Annotated in this window: 21 protein-coding genes; 14 read left to right on the plus strand and 7 right to left on the minus strand. The window is 64.4% G+C overall.

Annotation, left to right across the window (positions count from 1 at the left end):
• Positions 1-90: 90 nt before the first annotated feature.
• The 13 genes from sucC to RA21_RS12315 all read left to right on the plus strand — a co-directional run bounded on the left by sucC (position 91) and on the right by RA21_RS12315 (position 12,712).
• On the plus strand, positions 91-1,284 hold the full coding sequence (gene sucC / locus RA21_RS12260) for an ADP-forming succinate--CoA ligase subunit beta (RefSeq protein ID WP_019297070.1): 1,194 nt from the start codon (positions 91-93) through the stop codon (positions 1,282-1,284).
• A gap of 57 nt (positions 1,285-1,341) precedes the next feature.
• The gene (locus RA21_RS12265; RefSeq protein WP_019297071.1) at positions 1,342-2,181 is read left to right on the plus strand and encodes a glycosyltransferase family 25 protein; all 840 of its coding nucleotides are present in this window, start codon (positions 1,342-1,344) and stop codon (positions 2,179-2,181) included.
• Positions 2,182-2,199: 18 nt separating this feature from the next.
• Positions 2,200-3,084 (plus strand): succinate--CoA ligase subunit alpha, encoded by an 885-nt coding sequence (gene sucD, locus RA21_RS12270; protein ID WP_019297072.1) that lies wholly within the window; start codon positions 2,200-2,202, stop codon positions 3,082-3,084.
• A 2-nt stretch (positions 3,085-3,086) separates the two neighbouring features.
• A complete protein-coding gene (locus RA21_RS22000; protein ID WP_052257649.1) occupies positions 3,087-3,515 on the plus strand; it encodes a DUF805 domain-containing protein in 429 nt (142 codons plus the stop codon).
• Complete coding sequence (locus RA21_RS22630; protein ID WP_152610539.1) at positions 3,512-3,787, plus strand: hypothetical protein; 276 nt, start codon at positions 3,512-3,514, stop codon at positions 3,785-3,787. Before RA21_RS22000 ends, RA21_RS22630 begins: the two co-directional genes overlap by 4 nt.
• A 42-nt stretch (positions 3,788-3,829) precedes the next feature.
• Positions 3,830-6,781, plus strand: a complete 2,952-nt coding sequence (locus RA21_RS12280) for a 2-oxoglutarate dehydrogenase E1 component (protein WP_039149280.1) — start codon at positions 3,830-3,832, stop codon at positions 6,779-6,781.
• Between the two features lie 12 nt (positions 6,782-6,793).
• Positions 6,794-8,308 carry a 2-oxoglutarate dehydrogenase complex dihydrolipoyllysine-residue succinyltransferase gene (gene odhB / locus RA21_RS12285; RefSeq protein ID WP_019297076.1) on the plus strand — a complete coding sequence of 505 codons (1,515 nt, stop codon included), beginning with the start codon at positions 6,794-6,796 and terminating at the stop codon, positions 8,306-8,308.
• A 60-nt stretch (positions 8,309-8,368) separates the two neighbouring features.
• A complete protein-coding gene (locus tag RA21_RS12290; RefSeq protein WP_039149283.1) occupies positions 8,369-8,998 on the plus strand; it encodes a hypothetical protein in 630 nt (209 codons plus the stop codon).
• A 72-nt stretch (positions 8,999-9,070) separates the two neighbouring features.
• Positions 9,071-9,463, plus strand: a complete 393-nt coding sequence (locus RA21_RS12295) for an MAPEG family protein (protein WP_039149286.1) — start codon at positions 9,071-9,073, stop codon at positions 9,461-9,463.
• Positions 9,464-9,628: 165 nt separating this feature from the next.
• Positions 9,629-9,898 (plus strand): hypothetical protein, encoded by a 270-nt coding sequence (locus RA21_RS12300; RefSeq protein WP_019297079.1) that lies wholly within the window; start codon positions 9,629-9,631, stop codon positions 9,896-9,898.
• A 70-nt stretch (positions 9,899-9,968) separates the two neighbouring features.
• Positions 9,969-11,360, plus strand: coding sequence for a dihydrolipoyl dehydrogenase (gene lpdA / locus RA21_RS12305; RefSeq protein ID WP_019297080.1), 1,392 nt, complete (start codon positions 9,969-9,971; stop codon positions 11,358-11,360).
• 232 nt (positions 11,361-11,592) lie between these two features.
• Positions 11,593-12,051 (plus strand): hypothetical protein, encoded by a 459-nt coding sequence (locus RA21_RS12310; RefSeq protein WP_039149288.1) that lies wholly within the window; start codon positions 11,593-11,595, stop codon positions 12,049-12,051.
• A 352-nt stretch (positions 12,052-12,403) separates the two neighbouring features.
• Positions 12,404-12,712, plus strand: coding sequence for an EthD family reductase (locus RA21_RS12315; RefSeq protein WP_039149291.1), 309 nt, complete (start codon positions 12,404-12,406; stop codon positions 12,710-12,712).
• A gap of 184 nt (positions 12,713-12,896) precedes the next feature.
• Here the strand turns inward: RA21_RS12315 and RA21_RS12320 are convergent, their stop codons facing one another.
• The 3 genes from RA21_RS12320 to RA21_RS12330 are packed head-to-tail and all read right to left on the minus strand — an operon-like array spanning position 12,897 to position 15,216.
• Positions 12,897-13,646 carry a lysophospholipid acyltransferase family protein gene (locus tag RA21_RS12320; RefSeq protein ID WP_039149294.1) on the minus strand — a complete coding sequence of 250 codons (750 nt, stop codon included), beginning with the start codon at positions 13,644-13,646 and terminating at the stop codon, positions 12,897-12,899.
• A complete protein-coding gene (locus RA21_RS12325; RefSeq protein WP_019297085.1) occupies positions 13,643-14,542 on the minus strand; it encodes a cell division protein FtsX in 900 nt (299 codons plus the stop codon). The genes RA21_RS12320 and RA21_RS12325 overlap by 4 nt, the downstream gene beginning before the upstream one ends.
• Positions 14,539-15,216: a cell division ATP-binding protein FtsE gene (locus RA21_RS12330; protein ID WP_029204897.1), complete on the minus strand. Its 678-nt coding sequence runs from the start codon at positions 15,214-15,216 to the stop codon at positions 14,539-14,541. The genes RA21_RS12325 and RA21_RS12330 overlap by 4 nt, the downstream gene beginning before the upstream one ends.
• Before the next feature lie 207 nt (positions 15,217-15,423).
• Between RA21_RS12330 and RA21_RS12335 the strand changes: the two genes are divergently transcribed.
• Positions 15,424-16,428 (plus strand): zinc-ribbon domain-containing protein, encoded by a 1,005-nt coding sequence (locus RA21_RS12335; RefSeq protein ID WP_039149662.1) that lies wholly within the window; start codon positions 15,424-15,426, stop codon positions 16,426-16,428.
• 63 nt (positions 16,429-16,491) lie between these two features.
• Here RA21_RS12335 and RA21_RS12340 read toward each other — a convergent pair whose 3' ends face one another.
• The 4 genes from RA21_RS12340 to RA21_RS22870 all read right to left on the minus strand — a co-directional run bounded on the left by RA21_RS12340 (position 16,492) and on the right by RA21_RS22870 (position 21,396).
• A complete protein-coding gene (locus tag RA21_RS12340; RefSeq protein WP_039149298.1) occupies positions 16,492-19,116 on the minus strand; it encodes a DUF4175 domain-containing protein in 2,625 nt (874 codons plus the stop codon).
• 48 nt (positions 19,117-19,164) lie between these two features.
• Entirely contained in the window at positions 19,165-20,430 is a 1,266-nt protein-coding gene (lysA, locus tag RA21_RS12345) for a diaminopimelate decarboxylase (RefSeq protein WP_039149301.1), read from the minus strand.
• Between the two features lie 543 nt (positions 20,431-20,973).
• A complete protein-coding gene (locus tag RA21_RS22865) occupies positions 20,974-21,126 on the minus strand; it encodes a hypothetical protein (protein ID WP_193748068.1) in 153 nt (50 codons plus the stop codon).
• Positions 21,127-21,219: 93 nt separating this feature from the next.
• Entirely contained in the window at positions 21,220-21,396 is a 177-nt protein-coding gene (locus RA21_RS22870) for a hypothetical protein (protein WP_193747129.1), read from the minus strand.
• Positions 21,397-21,427 lie beyond the last annotated feature (31 nt).

The raw sequence follows: 21,427 nt of genomic DNA on the forward strand, positions 1-21,427 counted from the left end.
CCCCGCGGCCAGTCAAAAAAGCCTTTAACACTTGGCATTATGACGGCCTATAAAACAGCAGACAATTGCAGCCAGACGGGACAGTTTCAAATGAACATCCACGAATATCAGGCCAAAGCCCTTCTTCGCAGCTACGGTGCGCCGGTGTCCGACGGACGCGTGGTGCTGCGGGCCGAAGAAGCCAAGACCGCCGCCGGTGAACTCGACGGCCCGCTTTGGGTCGTAAAGGCACAGATCCACGCAGGCGGCCGCGGCAAGGGCTCCTTCAAGGAAGCCGATGCCGGCGAAAAAGGCGGCGTGCGCCTGACCAAATCGGTGGAAGAAGCTGCCGAGGAAGCCAAGAAGATGCTGGGCCGCACTCTTGTGACCCATCAGACCGGCCCGGCCGGCAAGCAGGTAAACCGCATCTACATCGAAGCGGGCTCCGGCATCCAGACCGAGCTGTACCTGGCGCTTCTGGTCGACCGCCAGACCTCCCGCATCTCCTTTGTCTGCTCCACCGAGGGCGGCATGGACATCGAGGAAGTGGCCGCCGCCACCCCGGAAAAGATCCTGTCCTTCTCTGTCGACCCGGCCACCGGCTACCAGCCCTACCACGGCCGCCGCATCGCGTTTTCGCTTGGCCTTGAAGGCGCGCAGATCAAGCAGTGCGTCAAGCTGATGGGCCAGCTCTACAAAGCCTTCGTCGAGAAGGACATGGAGATGCTGGAGATCAACCCGCTGATCGTCGGCGACGACGGCGCGCTGAAAGTGCTGGACGCCAAGGTCGGCTTTGACGGCAACGCGGTTTACCGCCACGCCGACGTGGCTGAGCTGCGCGACACCACCGAGGAAGACCCGAAAGAGCTGGAAGCCTCCAAGTACGACCTGAACTACATCGCGCTCGACGGTGAGATCGGCTGCATGGTGAACGGCGCGGGCCTGGCGATGGCCACCATGGACATCATCAAGCTGTATGGCGCGGAGCCTGCCAACTTCCTCGACGTGGGCGGCGGCGCCACCAAGGAGAAGGTGACCGAGGCCTTCAAGATCATCACTTCCGACCCGAACGTCAAAGGCATCCTGGTGAACATTTTCGGCGGCATCATGCGCTGCGATGTGATTGCCGAGGGCGTGGTCGCCGCGGTCAAGGAAGTCGGCCTCAAGGTGCCGCTGGTGGTCCGCCTCGAGGGCACCAACGTCGAGAAGGGCAAGGAGATCATCAACACCTCCGGCCTCGACGTGATCGCCGCCGACAACCTCAAGGACGGCGCCGAAAAGATCGTGAAGGCGGTGAAGGGCTGATCCTGCTCTCCCGGGCTCAGCCCGGGAGCTTTCCGGATCAAGGACAGGTTCCAGCACATGAAACTCGCAGCCTACATGATCTCGCTCGAACGGGCGGCCGGGCGGCACGCAGCAATGCGGGCAGCACTGGCGGACGCCCGCATCGAGGCCGAGTTCGTGCCTGCCGTTGACCTGCAGACAACACCTGAATCCGAACTGCTGAAGCAATGCCGCAGCTTTGGCCCCTGGGGGGCCTTTGCAGCGGGCAACATGGCGTGCACGCTGAGCCACGCCCGTGTCTGGGAAACATTTCTGGACAGTGATGCGGATATCGCTCTTGTGTTTGAGGATGACGTCTTCATCTCGCCGGAGCTGCGCCTGTGGCTGGATGATCTGAGCTGGTGGCCGGACGGCTGCGGGCTGGTGAATATCGAATTCTGGCGCAGCGACTCGCTGCGGGTGATGCTGGGCACTGGCGGCACGGCGCGTCATGGCCGCCGACTGGCACCGATGCTGTCACGCAACCCCGGCTCAGCCGGCTATCTGGTGACACGGTCCGCTGCGGAACAGCTTCTGGCGGCGCGCCCGTTCGACCTCTCGATCGACCAGTTGCTGTTCAATCCGCTGGTTTCCCGCCTGGCAGTTTCCCTCAACCCCTATCAGATCACTCCAGCGCTGGTGAAACAGGGCAATACGCCCCCCGAAGAAAGCACTTTTCTGGGGCATGGCACCCGCCGCCCTGCTTCTGCTGTCCGCTGGCGCCAAAAACGTTTGCGGGGCATGGCTGAACTCAGTGCCTTGCCCCGGTCTCTCTTCCGCCTGATCTCCGGCCGCGCACGGCTTGCCCGTGTCACCTATGCAGATCGGGCACTTACCGACGACAACGCGGCGCGTGCCGCAAAGACACAAGCCGTTTAATCGAAAGGAAAGGACAACATGGCAGTCCTCATCGACGAAAACACCAAGGTCATCTGTCAGGGCTTCACCGGCTCTCAAGGCACATTCCACTCCGAACAGGCCATCGCCTACGGCACCAAGATGGTCGGCGGCGTGACCCCCGGCAAAGGCGGCCAGACCCATCTGGAGCTGCCGGTCTTCAACTCCGTGCATGAAGCTAAGCATGTGACCGGCGCCAACGCCTCGGTGATCTACGTGCCGCCGCCGTTTGCCGCGGATTCCATCCTCGAAGCCATCGACGCCGAAATGGAAGTGATCGTCGCCATCACCGAGGGCATCCCGGTGCTCGACATGATGAAGGTGAAGCGGGCGCTGGAGAACTCCTCCTCGATCCTGATCGGCCCGAACTGCCCCGGTGTGATCACCCCCGACGCCTGCAAGATCGGCATCATGCCCGGCCACATCCACCGCCGCGGCTCCGTCGGCGTGGTGTCCCGCTCCGGCACCCTGACCTATGAGGCGGTGAAGCAGACCACTGATGTGGGCCTGGGCCAGTCGACCTGCGTCGGCATCGGCGGCGACCCGATCAAGGGCACCGAGCATATCGACGTGCTGGAATGGTTCCTGGCCGACGACGAGACCGAAAGCATCATCATGATCGGCGAAATCGGCGGCTCCGCCGAGGAAGAGGCCGCGCAGTTCCTGGCCGATGAAGCCAAGAAGGGCCGCAAGAAGCCGGTTGCTGGCTTCATCGCTGGCCGCACCGCCCCTCCGGGCCGCCGCATGGGCCACGCGGGCGCGATTGTCGCCGGCGGCAAGGGCGGCGCCGAGGACAAGATCGAAGCGATGAAATCCGCAGGCATCGTGGTCGCCGAAAGCCCGGCCGGCCTGGGTGAAGCGGTTCTGAAAGCGATCGGCAAGTAAGCATGACGACCGAGCAAGCAGTCAAAGCTTGTTATGCCAAGTGGCGCGACCTCAAAGGTCGCGCCCAGAGAAGCGAGTTTTGGCAATTCTATATGCTCGTAACTGTCATGGTAATGGTCTCAAAAGCAGCAGATGAATGGCTTTCAGAGACCGCAGGACTTCGTTTCTCTGTTTTCTACCTTGCAGTTGTTTTAGCGACCCTGCTTCCCATAATCAGCTGCGCCGTAAGACGCTACCACGACATCGGTCTTAGCGGATGGCTATTGCTCATTTGGTCGGCTGCTTTTGTGGCACCTGCCTTCAGTTTTTCTGAAGAAACCGCATTTATCGTGACCTGCGTTTTATTTCTCGCTTTTCTGATTACCTTTGCACTTCCTTCCCAACCTGGCTCCAACAAATACGGCCCCAACCCGCAGGAGGCACGCCAATGACCAAGAGAATTCGCTCCTCCCGCGTCCTCAGGCCAACGTCGGCAAGTGCAAGCACACTATGCCTCACCCTCCTCACCGCCACCTCCGCCGCGGCCTTCACCCAGCCGATGCAGGGCGTGCTGAACTTCGAGCCCGGCACCAGCATCGAGGACGTCCAGGCCCGTATCGAAACCGAAATCTGCAAGGGCGCCAGTTCCGTGACCATCACGTCCGGCCCGGAACAATCGCTCGACCCGACCAAGGAACAGGTCACGTTCCAGTGCGAACCCTGACCTGCCCCCACAAACCGCATACCGACTCTTCGGGAGCTTAAGATGACCGACCAATCGCCCAACGACCTCTTCCACGCCTCCTCCTTCATGCAGGGGCACAATGCGGAGTATCTGGAGCAGCTCTATGCCCGTTACGCCAATGACCCCAACGCGGTGGATGCCGCCTGGGCCGAGTTCTTCCGCCAGATGGGCGACGCCGAACTGGACGTGAAGGCAGAGGCCAAGGGCCCCTCCTGGGCGCGCGGCGACTGGCCGCCGGCCCCCAATGACGATCTGACCGGCGCGCTGACCGGCGAATGGCCGGCCCCGGCTGAGGCGAAGGGCGCGGGCAAGAAGATCAAGGACAAGGCTGCCGCCAAGGGTGTGGAGCTGACCGATGACCAGGTGCAGCGCGCCGTTCTGGACTCGATCCGCGCGCTGATGCTGATCCGCGCCTACCGGATCCGCGGCCACCTGGCGGCGGATCTCGACCCGCTGGGCATGCGTGCCGCCACGCCGCACCCGGAGCTGGACCCGAAATCCTACGGCTTCACCGATGCCGATATGGACCGGCCGATCTTCATCGACAACGTTCTGGGCCTGCAGGTCGCGACCATGCGCCAGATCCTGGAGATCGTGAAACGCACCTATTGCGGCACCTTCGCGCTGCAGTACATGCACATCTCCAATCCCGAAGAGGCCAGCTGGCTGAAGGAACGGATCGAGGGTTACGACAAGGAAATCACCTTCACCCGCGAGGGCCGCAAGGCGATCCTCAACAAGATGGTCGAGGCCGAGGGCTTTGAGAAGTTCCTGCACGTCAAATACACCGGTACCAAGCGGTTCGGCCTGGACGGCGGCGAGAGCCTCATCCCGGCGATGGAGCAGATCATCAAGCGCGGCGGCGCCCTGGGTGTGCGCGACATCGTGATCGGCATGCCGCACCGCGGCCGCCTCAACATCCTCGCCAACGTGATGCAGAAGCCCTACCGGGCGATTTTCAACGAATTCCAGGGCGGCAGCTTCAAGCCCGAAGACGTGGACGGCTCCGGCGACGTGAAATACCACCTCGGCGCCTCCTCCGACCGCGAGTTTGACGGCAACACCGTGCACCTCTCGCTGACCGCCAACCCCTCGCACCTGGAGGCGGTGAACCCGGTGGTTCTGGGCAAGGTCCGCGCCAAGCAGGACCAGCTGGGCGACACCGAGCGCAGCCAGGTGCTGCCGATCCTGCTGCACGGGGATGCGGCCTTTGCCGGCCAGGGCGTGGTGGCGGAATGCTTTGCGCTGTCGGGCCTGCGCGGCCACAAGGCCGGCGGCACCATGCATATCGTGGTGAACAACCAGATCGGCTTCACCACCGCACCGCATTTCTCGCGCTCCTCCCCTTACCCCACCGACAACGCGCTGGTGGTTGAGGCGCCGATCTTCCACGTGAACGGCGACGACCCGGAGGCGGTGGTGCACGCCGCCAAGGTCGCCACCGAGTTCCGCCAGAAGTTCCACAAGGACGTGGTGCTGGACATCTTCTGCTACCGCCGCTTCGGTCACAACGAAGGCGATGAGCCGATGTTCACCAACCCCTTGATGTACAAGAAGATCAAGGGCCACAAGACCACCCTCACCCTCTACACCGACCGGCTGGTCAAGGATGGCCTCATCCCCGAGGGAGAGATCGAGGACATGAAGGCCGCCTTCCAGGCGCATCTGAACGAGGAGTTCGAGACCGGCAAGAACTACAAGCCCAACAAGGCCGACTGGCTGGACGGGCGCTGGTCGCATCTGGACAAGAAGGACGCCGACTACCAGCGCGGCCGCACCGCGATCGAGCCGGACACCCTGGCCGACATCGGCCGCGCGCTGAGCCAGGTGCCCGAGGGCTTCCCGCTGCACCGCACCGTCGGCCGGGTTCTGGATGCCCGCGGCAAGATGTTCGAGAGCGGCGAGGGCTTTGACTGGGCCACCGGCGAGGCGATGGCCTTTGGCTCGCTGATGCTGGAAGGCTACCCGGTGCGCCTCGCGGGCCAGGACGCCACCCGCGGCACCTTCTCGCAGCGCCATTCCGGCATCGTCAACCAGGAGACCGAGGAGCGCTATTACCCGCTCAACAACATCCGCGCGGGCCAGTCCCAGTACGAGGTGATCGACTCGGCCCTCAGCGAATACGCGGTACTGGGTTTTGAATACGGCTACTCGCTGGCGGAACCGAACGCGCTCACGCTGTGGGAGGCTCAATTCGGCGATTTCGCCAACGGCGCCCAGATCATGTTCGACCAGTTCATCTCCTCCGGTGAAAGCAAATGGCTCAGGATGTCGGGCCTTGTCTGCCTGCTGCCGCACGGGTTTGAGGGCCAGGGGCCGGAGCACTCCTCCGCCCGGCTGGAGCGCTTCCTGCAGATGTGCGGCCAGGACAACTGGATCGTGGCCAACTGCACCACGCCTGCAAACTATTTCCACATCCTGCGCCGCCAGTTGCACCGCACCTTCCGCAAGCCGCTGATCCTGGTGACCCCGAAGTCGCTGCTGCGCCACAAGCTGGCGGTCAGCAAGGCAGAGGAATTCACCACCGGCTCCAGCTTCCACCGGGTGCTGTGGGACGACGCGCAGCACGGTAACTCCGACACCCAGCTGGTGGCGGACGACAAGATAAAGCGCGTGGTGATGTGCTCGGGCAAGGTCTACTACGACCTTTTGGAAGAACGCGACGCCCGCGGCATCAATGACGTCTACCTGATGCGGATCGAGCAGTTCTACCCGTTCCCCGCCATCTCGATGGTGAAGGAGCTGGAACGCTTCAAGCAGGCGGAAATGGTCTGGTGCCAGGAAGAGCCCAAGAACCAGGGCGCCTGGACCTTCATCGAGCCCAACATCGAATGGGTGCTGACCCGCATCGGCGCCACGCACACCCGGCCCGTCTATACAGGCCGCGCCACTTCGGCCTCGCCCGCAACCGGCCTGGCCAGCGAACACAAAGCCCAACAAGCAGCCCTCGTGAACGAAGCGCTGAGCATCTGAGGATAAAGAGACATGACAACCGAAGTCCGCGTACCCACCCTGGGCGAATCCGTGACCGAGGCCACCGTGGCCACCTGGTTCAAGAAGCCCGGCGACAGCGTCAATGCCGATGAAATGCTCTGCGAGCTGGAAACCGACAAGGTGACCGTCGAGGTGCCCTCGCCCGCCGCCGGCACATTGGGCGAGATCGTCGCCGCTGAAGGCGACACCGTCGGCGTCGACGCGCTGCTGGCCACCCTGACCGAGGCCAACGGTGCTGCCGCGGCCCCTGCCGCCAAAGCGGCAGCACCGGCTCCGGCTGCTGCGCCCTCCGGCGAAGACAGCGCCCCGGTGCCGGTCATGGTTCCCGCACTTGGCGAGTCGGTCTCCGAGGCAACCGTTTCCTCGTGGTTCAAGAAGGTGGGCGACACCGTCGCGCAGGATGAAATGCTGTGCGAGCTGGAAACCGACAAGGTCTCCGTCGAGGTGCCCGCGCCCGCCGCCGGCGTGCTGACAGAGATCATGGCAGCAGAAGGCGCCACCGTACAGGCCTCCTCGCAGCTGGGCGTGATTGCCTCCGGTGCCGCCGGGGCCGCCGCCGCACCTGCCGCAGCCCCTGCCCCTGCTGCCGCTGCCGGCGGCTCTAAGGATGTCGCCAACGCGCCCTCTGCGGAGAAAGCCATGGCCGAGGCCGGCATCAGCGCCGATCAGGTCACCGGCTCTGGCCGCGACGGCCGCATCATGAAGGAAGACGTCGCCGCCGCCGTGGCCGCCGCCAAGGCAGCCCCTGCCGCCGCGCCTGCGCAGGCACCGGCCCAGGTCCGTGGCCCCGTCACCGCCGATGACGCCGCGCGCGAGGAGCGCGTGAAGATGACCCGCCTGCGCCAGACCATCGCCAAGCGCCTGAAGGACAGCCAGAACACCGCTGCCATGCTGACCACCTACAACGAGGTCGACATGACCGAGGTGATGGCGCTGCGCAACGAGTACAAGGACCTGTTCCTGAAGAAGCACGGCGTGAAACTGGGCTTCATGTCCTTCTTCACCAAGGCCTGCTGCCACGCGCTGAAGGAAGTACCGGAGGTCAACGCCGAGATCGACGGCACCGACATCGTCTACAAGAACTACGTCCACATGGGCATCGCCGCAGGCACGCCCACGGGTCTGGTTGTTCCGGTGATCCGCGACGCCGACGCGATGTCCTTTGCCTCCATCGAGAAGGCGATTGCCGAAAAAGGCGCCCGCGCCCGCGACGGCAAACTGTCGATGGCGGAAATGCAGGGCGGCACCTTCACCATCTCCAACGGCGGTGTTTATGGCTCGCTGATGTCCTCGCCAATCCTGAACCCGCCGCAGTCCGGCATCCTCGGCATGCACAAGATCCAGGACCGCCCGATGGCAATCAACGGCAAGGTGGAGATCCGCCCGATGATGTATCTGGCGCTGAGCTATGACCACCGCATCGTCGACGGCAAAGGCGCCGTGACCTTCCTGGTCCGTGTCAAGGAAGCGCTGGAGGATCCGCGGCGTTTGCTGATGGACCTGTAAAGAAGACAAATTGCGCCCCGGACATATTCCCGGGGCGCTTATCGCGATTGGAGATATTCGTTGTTCGCGACAAAATACGAAAAAGCCATTGAAGGGCTGGAGCTGGATTCCTCCCCGGTGCTGTTTCCACAAGACATTGAACGCCAAGATCTTGTGAACCGCATGTACCTTAGCGACGAGACTTCGATTTCGGAAAATGAAGCAAGACAGTATATCCTGATGCGCTTGCTCATCTGGCTTGTTTTCTTTGCCGGGACTGCAACCTACGCTTTAGGCCTACTAAGCGCTTCCCGTCTGCTAGAAACCGCTGTTTTGGCCGTCGTGTTCATAGGGGGCATGGCGATTACCGAAAACTCCCCTGTAGTGAAGAAAATGTCATGGTCTTGGGACAATCGCATCCAGATTAAACTGCTGGGTGCGGCCGCAGGTCTTCTGGCACTGGCGCTTCTGGAGCCTGAGCTACGGAAATTTGTAGGCACGTTTAATCCTTGGCTAGCGGTTGTGATCGTCGCCATCAGCGGTGACGGTTTGTTCCGCGCTTACTGGAAACTCACCGTTTTCCGGAAGGGCTACGCGGTGGCAGCATTTCTAAAGGGCAAGTCGCAAGCCGAACGACAAAAGGTCTTAGAAACTCTGGCGTCGCCTGCAGTGTCTTCCGTTCTGTGGCGAAACAAAGGGAAACTTAAGTGATTTTGGAAGCCCGCGTTTCACATTGGCCGCAGCCCGATCAGAGGATGAGAACTCAGTAATGGCTTCCGTCCCATGACTCTCCCGCTCTGGGGCCTTGTCTGCCTCTCGATCCTCGCCCTGATCCACGTGAGCTGCGACAGCTTCCTGTTGAAGCTCTCGGTCGGCAACGCCTGGACCGCAGGCCCGCGCGACACATCTGTCAGCCGCGGCGCATTGGCGGGCCGGGCGCGGCGGGCCTTCACCAATTTCCTGGAAACCGCCCCGGTCTTCATCAGCCTGGTGCTGGTGGCAGAACTGGCAGGCCTGCACAGCGCGCTGATTACCGGCGGCATCTACACTTACCTCGCCGGCCGCACCCTCTACTTGCCTGCCTACCTCAGCGGCGTGCCCTACCTGCGCACCACCATCTGGCTCATTGCCACCAGCGGCCTTGCCGCGATGCTCGCGGGAGTACTCCTCGCATGACCATTCATCTTTCCAAAAATACTCAAATTGGCTCCGCCCAAGCCGGGGGCAGCGCCGCTATTCTGCGGAAACTTCTGCGGCACACGCCTTTCTTGAGTGGAATCAAAGCGCTCCTTACCCTTACCGGGGCATCCTGCCTTCAATACGGATAAAGGAGTAACCCCGATGGCAACCCATGTTCTCTGGCAGGCCGATGTGGCCGATTTCAACGCCTGGCTGACCGTGTTCCGGCAGGACAAGCGCAACCGGCAGGCCGCTGGCATCACCGATCTGAACGTCTGGAGCGATCCGGACCGCAAGAACCACGCCGTGGCGCTGTTCGCGATCACCGATCTGGAGAAGGCCCGCGCTTTCTTCGGCTCCGAAGAACTCGCCATGCACCTTGAACGCGACGGGGTCACCAATATCTCGATCAAGATGTTGACCCCGGTCTGATCATAACACCACAATCCCCTAACGCGTGTTCCGAGAAACGGAACCGGGGAGAAACGAGGAAAACCGACCCATGTCCCAATATGACGTCATCGTAATCGGCGCCGGCCCCGGCGGCTATGTCTGCGCCATCCGCTGCGCCCAGCTGGGACTGAAAACAGCTGTTGTCGAGGGCCGCGAAACCCTCGGCGGCACCTGCCTGAACGTGGGCTGCATCCCGTCCAAGGCGCTGCTGCATTCGACCCACCTGCTGCATGAGGCAGAGCACAACTTTGCCCATATGGGCCTCAAGGGCAAAAGCCCCTCGGTCGACTGGGATCAGATGAAGGCCTACAAGGACGAGGTGATCGGCCAGAACACCGGCGGCATCGAGTTCCTGTTCAAGAAGAACAAGATCGACTGGATCAAGGGCTGGGCTTCCATCCCGGCGGCCGGCAAGGTGCAGGTCGGCGACGAGGTGCACGAGGCTAAGAACATCGTGATCGCCTCCGGCTCGGTGCCTGCCTCCATTCCGGGTGTGGAGATCGACGAGAAGATCGTGGTCTCCTCCACCGGTGCGCTGGAACTGCCGAAGATCCCGAAGAAACTGGCCGTCATTGGTGCCGGCGTGATCGGTCTGGAACTGGGCTCGGTCTATGCCCGCCTCGGGTCGGAAGTGACCGTGGTCGAATACATGGACGCGGTCTGCCCCGGCATGGACAAGGACGTGCAGCGCTCCTTCAAGCGGATCCTGGAGAAACAGGGCCTCAACATCATTCTGGGCGCCGCGGTACAGGGGGTGGAAACCTCCAAGACCAAGGCCAAGGTCAAGTACCAGCCCAAGAAGGGCGGTGACGAGGTGGTGCTGGACGCCGATGTGGTGCTGGTGGCAACCGGCCGCAAACCCTACAGCGAAGGCCTGGGGCTGGACAGCCTCGGCATCAAGATGACCGAGCGCGGCCAGATCGCCACCGACAACCACTGGCGCACCAACCTGCCCGGCATCTATGCCATCGGCGATGTGATCGAAGGCCCCATGCTGGCTCACAAAGCCGAGGATGAAGGCATGGCGGTGGCCGAAGTGATCGCCGGCAAGCATGGCCATGTGAACTACGGCGTCATTCCGGGCGTCGTCTACACCACGCCCGAGGTGGCCACCGTTGGTGCGACCGAGGACGCGCTGAAGGCCGAAGGCAAGAAGGTCAAGACCGGCAAGTTCATGTTCATGGGCAACGCCCGCGCCAAGGCCGTCGGCCAGGCCGAGGGCGGTTTTGTCAAGATCATCACCGATGCGGAAACCGACCGCATCCTGGGCGCCGCGATCATCGGCCCGGCAGCGGGCGACATGATCCACGAGCTCTGCGTCGCAATGGAATTCGGCGCCTCGGCCGAGGATGTGGCGCTCACCTGCCACGCGCACCCGACCTATTCCGAAGCCGTTCGCGAAGCGGCGCTTGCCTGCGGCGACGGGCCGATCCATAGCTGAGCAGCCACTGAGGCAAACCACCATAAAAAGAGGCGCCGCTGCCGCAAGCGGCGCCTTTTCATTTTGCCAAGCGCCTGGGTTCAAACAGCTTTTTCCGTCAGCCTTAAATAATTTAGCTAAACGGGCGCAGCAAACCTTTACCGAATGTTAAAGCCGCCGCCGCTAGCGTCGAGCGGCGCCGGCAACCATCTGGCGCAAAACATGTTTCACCCTTAGATTGAGTAGGCATTCCATGATAAAGCTGACGCATTCCCTGACTGCCCTGGCACTGGCCGCCGCCGCCACTGCCGCCTTTGCCGCCGCACAATCCGGCACCGTGAAATTGGAGCTGACCCAGGAATTCGGTGTCGAGCAGAACGGCTCCTATTCCGCTGCAGGCACCAAGATGTGCCAGGAAAGCATGGGCGGCATTGCCGGGTCGCCGCTGAAGGTCAGCTACTCGATCGACCCCAGCACCATGATTGAATCCGCCACCGCGGACTTCATGGGCGAAAGCGTGCAGCTCTATCCGCTGGGTATCTCGGGGACCTATTCATTTATGTCCGACGGCGTGCCACCAAGCCTGAAAGGCAAACATGTCAACAGGATCATTTTCAAGCTGAATGAGGACTTCAGCCATCCCGAAGGTGATGTGATGTTCACGCCAGGCGGCGAGTACAACTGCGTGATTTCCAACATGACGCCAAACTGAACCCCGGCCCCGTGAGGCAGAAAACAAGGGCCGGCTTGCGGGGCACTCCTCCGGCCAGCCGGTCGCTTGGACATCTCTCTCGGGTAGTGCGGCAAACGCAGCCTGTGCGTTTTCCGCATGTGCAGCGAGCCAGCCCCAAAGGGGTTCCCGGGCCTGCGGTCCTATTTCCGCACGGACGCAGCTGCATCTGATGCCCGATGCGCATCCAGGCCTTGCCGTACGTTCCTGTGCCCGTGCGGCACTGCCCATCCCGCCGGTCTCTGGCAGAGTCCGCGGCTGCCTTTTTCATTTGGCACGGTACCAAACCGGCCTATTACTGGGACAGCCGTTTCAACCCTCAGGAGACACAGCCATGCCCGTAACTTTGCAAGTCATCTACCCCGCCGCCGAGGGCAAGACCTTCGATCACGCCTACTATGCCGACACCCACATGCAGATCGTGGACCAGCACATGGGGCCGCATATTCAGTCGGCTGTGGTGACCAAGGGGCTGGCAGGCGGGCCGGACATCGCGCCGCCGTTCTTTGCCATCGCCACATTTGTCTTTGCCGATCAGGCGGCGATGGACGCGGCTATGAAGGCGGCAGGCCCGGCGCTGGAGGACATTCCGAACTTCACCGATGTGCAGCCGCAGATACTGGTTGGCGATGTGATCCGCTGACAGGGTTCCGGGCTGACAGCGTAATGCGCCGCCAGCCCGGTCCGGCCAAACCGGCCGGCCACCTGTGAGTGGTGTAACAAGCGCAGGACGAGTGCGCTTGCTGACGGCATAAACGCCCACGGAAAGAACTTCCGTCGCTGATCTGCAGAAAATTTTTGAAGGCGTCCGGGCGGCGCCCGCCGGATCAGGCCTGAACCGGCGCCTTTTCCGGGTCGAAACCGGCGTCGCGCATCAGCGCATCGGAGCGCGCCTCGACCCGCTCCTCCAGCTGCGTCATGAAATCCTCGCGGGTGATCCCGGGCTGCATCACTTCCAGGAATTCCACCACCGCCAGGCCGGGCTTGCGGTAGATGCCTGTGCGCGGCCAGAACACGCCGGCATTGGTGGCCGCAGGCACGCAGGGCTGCTTCAGCCCTTCATACAAAACCACAGTGCCGATCTTGTAGGGTTTCTTGGCCCCCGGTGCCACGCGGGTGCCTTGGGAATAGATGATCAGCTGGCCCGGCTCCTTGGTCTCCTTGGCGACGTCCTTGACCATCTTGGCAATCGCCGCGCCGCGCTTGCCGCGGTTCACCGGCACGCAGCCCAGCCGCTTGGCATAGACACCGATCACCGGCGTCCACATCAGCTCCCGCTTCATGATGAACCGGGCCGAGGGCACCGCGTTGAAGATGATGATAATATCGAGGAAGCTCTGATGCTTGGCGGCGACGATCACCTCGCCATCAGGCACCTGCCCGCGCACTTCGGTGCGGATGCCGACCATCCAGCGCGCAGTCCAGATCACCCAGCGGGCATAGGCCTTGCAAGCCGTGCGCGCACCCTTGGGGGACACCAGCGCCCAGGGCGCGAACACGATGCCCAGCACCAGCATCGCCAGATACATCTGCGTGATGAACAGCAGCGAGCGCAGCCATTGGATCGGGTTTTTCACGACAGTTCCCCCAGTCGTTTGGTGGCCGCCCGGGTGGTGGCGGCAAAGGCCACCAGCGCGCCCAGCGGCGGAATCAGCAAGGGCACCAGCCAGCCCCAGCCCTGAAAGCCAAGACCGGTCAGGAAACCGCCCTCATCAGAGGCTTCGGGCATCAGCCAGACACCGATCATGCCCAGAACCACGCCCGCGGCTGCGCCGGTCAGTGCCCGCAGGGTGAAGCGGCGGATAAAGGCCTGGGCGATATAGCTGTCAAGCGCGCCGACCAGCCGCAGCACTTCGATCACCTGGGCGTTGGCCGCCAGCGCCGCATTGGCGGCCAGGGTGATCATCGCGGCGGTGGCGCCGCCGATCAGCAGGATCGAGACCCAGGCAAGGCGGCGCAGCGCGTGCGCCGCATCCACCAAAGGCGCCCGCCAGCGGGTGTGGTCATCCAGCACCGCGCCCGGCACCTCTGCCTGCAGCCGCAGCCGCAGACCCTGGGCATCATAGCCCGCATCGTCGCCGGTCACCTCGATCAGCTGCGGCAGCGGCAGGTCGCCCACCGGCACACTGGCGCCGAACCAGGGCGCCAGCAGCGCCGCCTGTTCCTCGCCCGTCAGCGCCCGCGCGGTGGCCACACCGGGGGTCTGGCGCAGGATCTCCAGCGCCGCCTCGGTCTGAGCCGTGCGCTGCTCTGCCGGGGCATTGATGCGCAGAGTGGCGGCGCGGGCCAGTTCCTCGGCCCATTGGTCCGCCAGGCGGCCAGAGGCCATCGACAGCGCCAGCGCAAAGACCGCCAGGAACGCCATGGCGCCGGAGACAAACAGGGTCAGCTGGGCGGTGAAGCCGCTTGGCGGCACCACCCGGTCTGCCTGGGCATCGCCCAGGATCAGTTTGCGCAGCCTGCCCTCGCTCATAGGTCCGCCCCCGCCAGCTGCAATTGACGGTTGGAAATCCGCAGCACCCGCGCTTGCACCTGGTTCTTGGCAGCGCGGATCAGCGAAAGGTCATGGGTGGCGACCAGGATGGTCTTGCCCATCCGGTTCAGCTCCACCAGCAGCTGCAGCAGCCGCTGCGACATTTCCCAGTCGACGTTGCCGGTCGGCTCATCTGCGATGATCACATCCGGCGACAGGATCACGGAACGGGCCAGCGCCGCCCGCTGGCGCTCGCCGCCCGATAGCTCCGGCGGCAGCGCATGGGCACGTTCCGACAGACCGACCCAATTCAGCAGTTCCTGCAGGTTGGCTTCCTCGTGGCTCAGCTCACGCCCGGAGACCAGCAGCGGCAGCGCGATATTCTCGATCACCGGCAGGTGGTCCAGGAACCGGCAGTCCTGATGCACAACACCCACGCGGCGGCGCAGATAGGCCATCTGGTCGCGGTCCAGCCCGTGCACATCCATGTTGAAGGCGCGCACCCGTCCCGCGGTCGGATTCAAGGCGCCGTAGCAGAGCTTCAACAGCGTGGTCTTGCCCGCACCGGACGGGCCGGTCAGGAAATGGAACGAGCCCGGCGCCAGCTGCACCGACACCGCGTTCAGCAGCTCGCCGCCGCCATAGTTGTAGCCCACATTTTCCAGCTCGATCACTGCTGCCCCCTGAACGCGCGCGTTTTGGCACCCGGCTGTTTTGCCCCAAGGGGCCGGCAGTTTCAATGGGGGCTCTGTTGCCGGGAAACCCGGGGCCGGCAGGTTGCGGCAATTGCCGCTTTCGCAAGATGCGGCGGATGCCTATAATCCCTTAAAAAAACAACCTGCCGCCAGTCAGGGCGGCGGGAAGGTGCCGAGGAGAGCATGATGCGCCTGACCTGCCCGAATTGCGCAGCCCAGTACGAAGTGCCTGAAGATGTGATCCCGCCTGAGGGCCGGGATGTGCAGTGCTCCAACTGCGGCCAGACCTGGTTCCAGGCGGCAGCGGGCGCGGATGCGGCGGAAGATGCCGCACTTGAAAATATCGGCATCGAGGAAGCCTTTGCCCGGGCAGCCGAAGCCGAGGCAAAGGAAAAGTCCGAACGGGAGCTGGCAGCAAAGGCGGAACAGGACGCCGAACCGGAACCTGAGCCGCAGCCTGAACCTGAGCCTGAGCCGGAGACCGGCACATCGGAGAGACCTGCGCAGGAAGCGGACCCGGAAGAGGCGGAAACCGCCGCAGAGCCGCCCCAGGACAGCACCGAAGACGACGCGGCCGGGCAGCCCGGCGCGGATGAAGACATTTCGGACGAGGCGCCTGAACCTGAGCCCGAACAGGCACTGCAGCCGCCGCAGCGGGGGCGTTCGCTGGATCCGGAAATGTCCGATATCCTGCGCGAGGAAGCCGCGCGGGAAGCGGAACTGCGCGCCGCAGAAAGCCAGAGCCTGGAAACCCAGCCCGATCTGGGGCTGGAGGAAGCAGCGCCCGCCGAGGACGAAGCCGCCCGCCGCAGCCGCCAGGCCCGCGACCGGATGGCCCGCATGCGCGGCGAGGACCCGCGCCAGATCGCCGCTGCCGAAAGCGGCTCGCGCAAGGAACTGCTGCCGGACATCGAGGAAATCAACTCCACCCTGCGCTCTGCCGGCAGCGCGGCCCCTGCGCCGCAGGCGGACCCGGAGGCGCTGCCGGTACCGCGCAAGAGCAGCTTTGCCCGCGGCTTTGCGCTGTCGGTGATTGCAGCGCTGATCCTGCTGATGATCTATGACAAGGCACCGCTGATTGCCGAGAAGCTGCCGCAGGCAGATCCGGTTCTCAGCAGCTATGTGGATTGGGTCGATCAGGCGCGGCTGTGGCTGGACAACCAGGTGAAGTCTGTCACCGCCACCCAGTAATCCGGGGTCATTTCTGAAGTAATTGCGCCGCAGATTTGCCTGCAGCACCCTGCGCTGCCGGGGTTAGAACCGGTCCAGCAGCCGCTGCAGGTAGCCGCGCTCCCGCTCGTCGCGCTCGCGCTCGCCGGCCCGGCGGCGGATGTCCTCCAGCAGGTCCCAGGCGCGGCGGTAGGCCGTGCCCTCGCCCACCTTGCCGCCGTCATTGATGCTGCCGTTGTTGCGGCCCAGCGGGTCCAGCCGCTCTCCTTGCGCATTGGCAGAGGGCTGCTGCCCGTTCTGCTGCCCAGGCTGTTGCTGCTGCGCCAGCGCCTCGCCCAGGCTGCGCATGCCTTCACGCAGCGCCTCCATGGCGTCGGACTGGCGGTCGATCGCTTCGGCGTTGTCGCCGCCGCGCAGCGCGTCCTCGGCGCCCTCCATGGCGCGGCCCGCGCGGTCCAGCGCTTCGCGTGCGGCCTCACCGGCCTCACCGCCCAGATAGGGCAATCCTTCGCGCTGCTGCTGCAGCTGCTGTCGCAGCGCCTGCTGGCGGTCGGCCAACGCGCCGCCCTGCCCCGGCTGTTCGCGGTTGCTGCCGCCCTGGCCGCCCTGGCCATCCGGGTTGCGGCTCTCTGCGCCCTCGCCGCCCTGACCGTCGCCTTGGTCGCCGCCCTGGCCGCCCTGGTGGCTCTGGCCGCGGCCCAGCCCGCCATCGCGGCCCTCGTTGCCCTGGCTCTCGCCGCTGCGGGCGCCGGGGTTGAACTGCTCCTGCAGGTCGCGGAAGGCCTGATCCGACAGCCCCTGCTGCTCGCGCAGGGTCTCTGCCAGCCCCTCCATCGCCTCGCGGCCCTCATTGCCCTGGCCTTGCCCCTGCTGCGAGCGGGTCATCCGCATGTTTTCCATCATCTCCTGGAACTCGCGCAGCGCCTGCTCGGCCTCGGCCATGCGGCCCTGCTCCATCAGCTCCTGGATGCGGTCCATCATCGCCTGCAGGTCATCCTGGCTGAGCGTCATCATGTCTTCGGGCATATCGCCCGGGTCCATCATCTCGCCATTGTTTTCAGCCATCCGGCTCAGCTGGCGCAGATAGTCCTGGGTCGCCTCGCGCAGCTCCTGCATCAGCCGGGCAATCTCCTGGTCGCTGGCGCCGTCACGCATCGCCTGGCTCAGCCGCTCCTGCGCCCGCTGCATCCGCTCCAGCGCGTCGCCCACGTCGCCCTCTTCCAGCTGCACCGCCAGATCCCACAACGCGGCGGCAATCTCCTCCTGCCGCGGCTCGGGGATCGTGCCATGCACGGTATAACTTTCCAGCCGCCGAAGGATGGTGCGCAGCCGCAGGTAATCGCCATAGTCGCGGAACAGACCCTCTGGCCGGTGCGTCAGGGTGCGGATCACCTGCGCCACCCGCACCGCATTGGCGCGCGCCCACAACAGGTCGCGGCGCTGTTCGATCACAGCCGCTGCCAGCGGATCGAAGAAGCGGCGGGTCAGCAGTTCAGCGCCGTATCCCGCAGCGGCCGAAGACTGCCCGGCCTCGTCGGTGGCAGAGAAGGTAAAGACCACCGGCAGGTTGGCCCAAGGGTGCTGGGCAAAGTCCTCGATCAGCTTCTCGGTGAATTCCTGGCGCGACCCGCTGAGGGGCAGCGGCAGGTCCAGCACCAGCGCCTCACGCGGATCGGGATCGGCCGCCAGCCCATGCTGACGTTCCACCGCCGCCAGATCCAATGCGATGCGCACCTGCCCGGCGGCCACGCCGTAGTCATCCTGCGCTGCAAAAGCCAGGGTGGTGTAGCCATCGTTTTCCAGTTCCGGCTCGCCTGCAACCGCCACCATGGGCGGGTTGTCGGGGATCACCTCCACCTGCCAGCTGCGCCCGCCACCGCCCTCGATGGCAAAGCTGCCGCTGCGGGTGACATCGAATTCCATCGCAGCCTGCGGCGGTTCCGCTTCGCTGCCGCCCTGGCCGGACACAGTCTCCGCCAGTTCCAAGGCGCCCAGCTCGCCATAGAAGCGCAGGGTGACGCGGCTGCCCTCAGGCAGCTTCAGCACCCCTGCGTCCTGGTCATTCAGATAGAGCACCGGCAGGCGGGTATAGGCGGGCGGCTCTGCCCAGCCCTCCCAAGCCGGGCCATTCAGGGCCGCGCTGCCGCCTGCCCCCAGGTCCTTGACCGTGGCGACCTGCCAGATCGAGCCGAACAGAACCGCCACTGCCAGCATCAGCCCCGCCATATAGCGCAGGCCGTAAGCGTCGGAGGAGGCAATATTCAGATCGGGTGCCGGCGCCTTGGCCCTTGCCGCCGCCGCGGCCATCCGGCGCTGGTGCGCCTGCCATAGCGCGGCGGAAGCAGCATCCTCTGCGCCAATCGCCTGGGTATCCAGCAAGGCTGAGACGGGGCGGCCCGGCAGGGTCTGATCCAGACGGTCCAGCGCCGCGGCCTTGCTGGGCCAGCGGAAGCGCCAGAGCCCCCAGCCCAGCGCCGCCGCGGCGGCGATCAGCACCGCCATCGCACCGGTCCAGACCAGCCGCTCCGGCAGCATCTGGTGCAGCCCGAGCATCAGCGCCGCCAGCGCTGCCATCATCAATGAGGCCAGCGGCCAGAAACTGCGCAAAGCACGCTCTGCCACGAGACCGGCCCGCGTCAAGGCCAGCGGCCAGCGCAGGGGTTTCAGGGCCGGATCGGCCTGCCGGTTTCTTTGGCGGTCAAAGGGCATACGGGCCTCATCCTCATGTGGCCCGCGCCGGTTCGCGCCCGGATCGCTTCAGAGCCACTCCGGGATGGTATCGCGGTTTATCATCTCTTCATAGTCCGGGCGGTGGCGAATAACCGCGAATTGATCCCCGTGCACAAGCACTTCGGGGATCAGCGGGCGGGAATTGTACTCGCTCGCCATCACCGCGCCATAGGCGCCTGCACTGCGGAAGGAGACCAGATCGCCCGCCGCCAGCGGCGGCAGGTCGCGCTGCTTGGCAAAGGTATCGCCGGTCTCGCAGACCGGGCCGACGATGTCATAAGGCTGGCTTTCCACGCCCGCTGCGGCTTCCTCAACCGGGATGATGTCGTGATACGCCTCATACATCGCCGGGCGGATCAGGTCGTTCATCGCCGCGTCCAGGATCAGGAAATCGCGCCCCTCGCCCGATTTGACATAGATCACCTTGCTGACCAGCTGGCCCGCATTGCCCGCGATCAGGCGGCCCGGTTCGATCTCGATCTCGCAGCCAAGGTGGCCCAGGGTCTCCTTGACCATCTGGCCGTATTCCACCGGCAGCGGCGGTGCCGAGTTGGAGCGCTCATACGGGATGCCAAGCCCGCCGCCCAGGTCCAGGCGGCGGATATCGTGGCCGTCTGCGCGCAGGGTTCCGGTCAGCTCCGCCACCTTCTGATAGGCCAGCCGGAACGGCTCCAGATCCGTGAGCTGCGAGCCGATGTGGACATCGATCCCCACCACCTCCAGCCCCGGCAGCGCGGCGGCGCGGGCATAGACCTCGCGGGCGCGGGCAATCGGAATGCCGAACTTGTTTTCGGATTTGCCGGTGGCGATCTTGGCGTGGGTCTTGGCGTCCACGTCCGGATTGACACGGATGGTGATCGGCGCGGTTGCACCCAGCTCCGCGGCCACGGCGCTGATCACCTCCATCTCCGGCTCGGATTCCACGTTGAACTGGCGGATACCGCCGGTCAAAGCCACGCGGATTTCCTCTGCCGTCTTGCCGACGCCGGAAAACACGATCCTGTCGCCCGGCACGCCTGCCGCCTTGGCCCGCAGGTATTCGCCCTGGCTGACCACGTCCATGCCGGCACCGGCCTGTGCCAGCGTCTTGAGGATCGCCTGGTTGGAGGCGGCTTTCATCGCAAAGCAGACCAGGTGGTCGGTGCCCTCCAGCGCCTCGTCGAACAGGCGGAAATGGCGCAGCAGGGTGGCGGTGGAATAGACATAGAACGGAGTGCCCACCGCCGCGGCGATCTCGGAGATGGAAACGTCTTCGGCGAAAAGCGCGCCGTCGCGGTAGAGAAAATGGTCCATGCCCCCGCGTTTAGGGCAAAAGGGGCAGATGGATCAAATGATTCCGCCCTCGCCCCGCCGGCGGACACAAAGGCGTTCTCCCGCCCGCCGCAGACGCATCAAAGATGCGCCCGCGCCCGTTGGGCCCGGCACCGCACTGGCGCGCGTCGGAGATTGAGTATTCGGGCAAAGAAGAAGCACACCCAGCCTCTTCATCTTTCCAGAAATACTCACTGCGCTGCAGCCGCGGCATAGGCACCGGCCCGGGGTGTTGCGCCCCCTGCGCACGCCCCTGTCACGGCATCTTAAACCCCCTGTGCCATGATGCTTCCTGATCGCGGTCACTGCCGGGCCTGACACCCCCGGCATCTTGGAACAGGGCCCATTGGCACGGGCACGCACAGACGACGTTTCGCGTGCGGGAGTGACCCTCCCGTCCCGCCTCCGCCCCTTGGCGGCGCCGCCAACCTTAACTGCTGAAGATCAGCATTCAGATACGGAACGCACCACAGCGGACAGCAACCGGACGGGACAGAGGCCCGGACCGGCTATTGCCTGTGTCTGCTAGAAGCTGGTGGAGACCCCAACCCGGCCATACCCGGAGACTTTCACACCGGTTGCCGCTGGTTCTTGCTTTTGCGGCGGGCTGGACGCCGGGGCGCCGGTGTCGCAGGCGGCCAGACCCAGGAGGGCCAGAAGGGCAATAGCTGCTTTCATTGCAATATCCTTGAAACCAGAACCGCCCCGGCCTTGCGGCGGGGCGGTCCAGACGTGGGTGTTCCGTTGCGCCGCATCAAGGGCGCGCGGCTGCTAGAAGCCCAGAAAGACGCTGACCGGCCCCTTGTGCAGGCCCACCGCGCCGCCGACATGGACTCCGCCGCTGCCAACGCCGACGCCGGCGTTCAGGGTCGGCTGCACCGGTTCGCCATCGGCGCCGCAGGCCGTCAAAATCATCAGCCCCAGCAATGCAAAGATCATGTTGCGCATCGTCTGCCTCCTTGCCGCGGCCAGCCCTTGC

Source organism: Leisingera sp. ANG-DT (assembly GCF_000813785.1).
In the GTDB taxonomy this organism is placed as follows: Bacteria; Pseudomonadota; Alphaproteobacteria; order Rhodobacterales; family Rhodobacteraceae; genus Leisingera.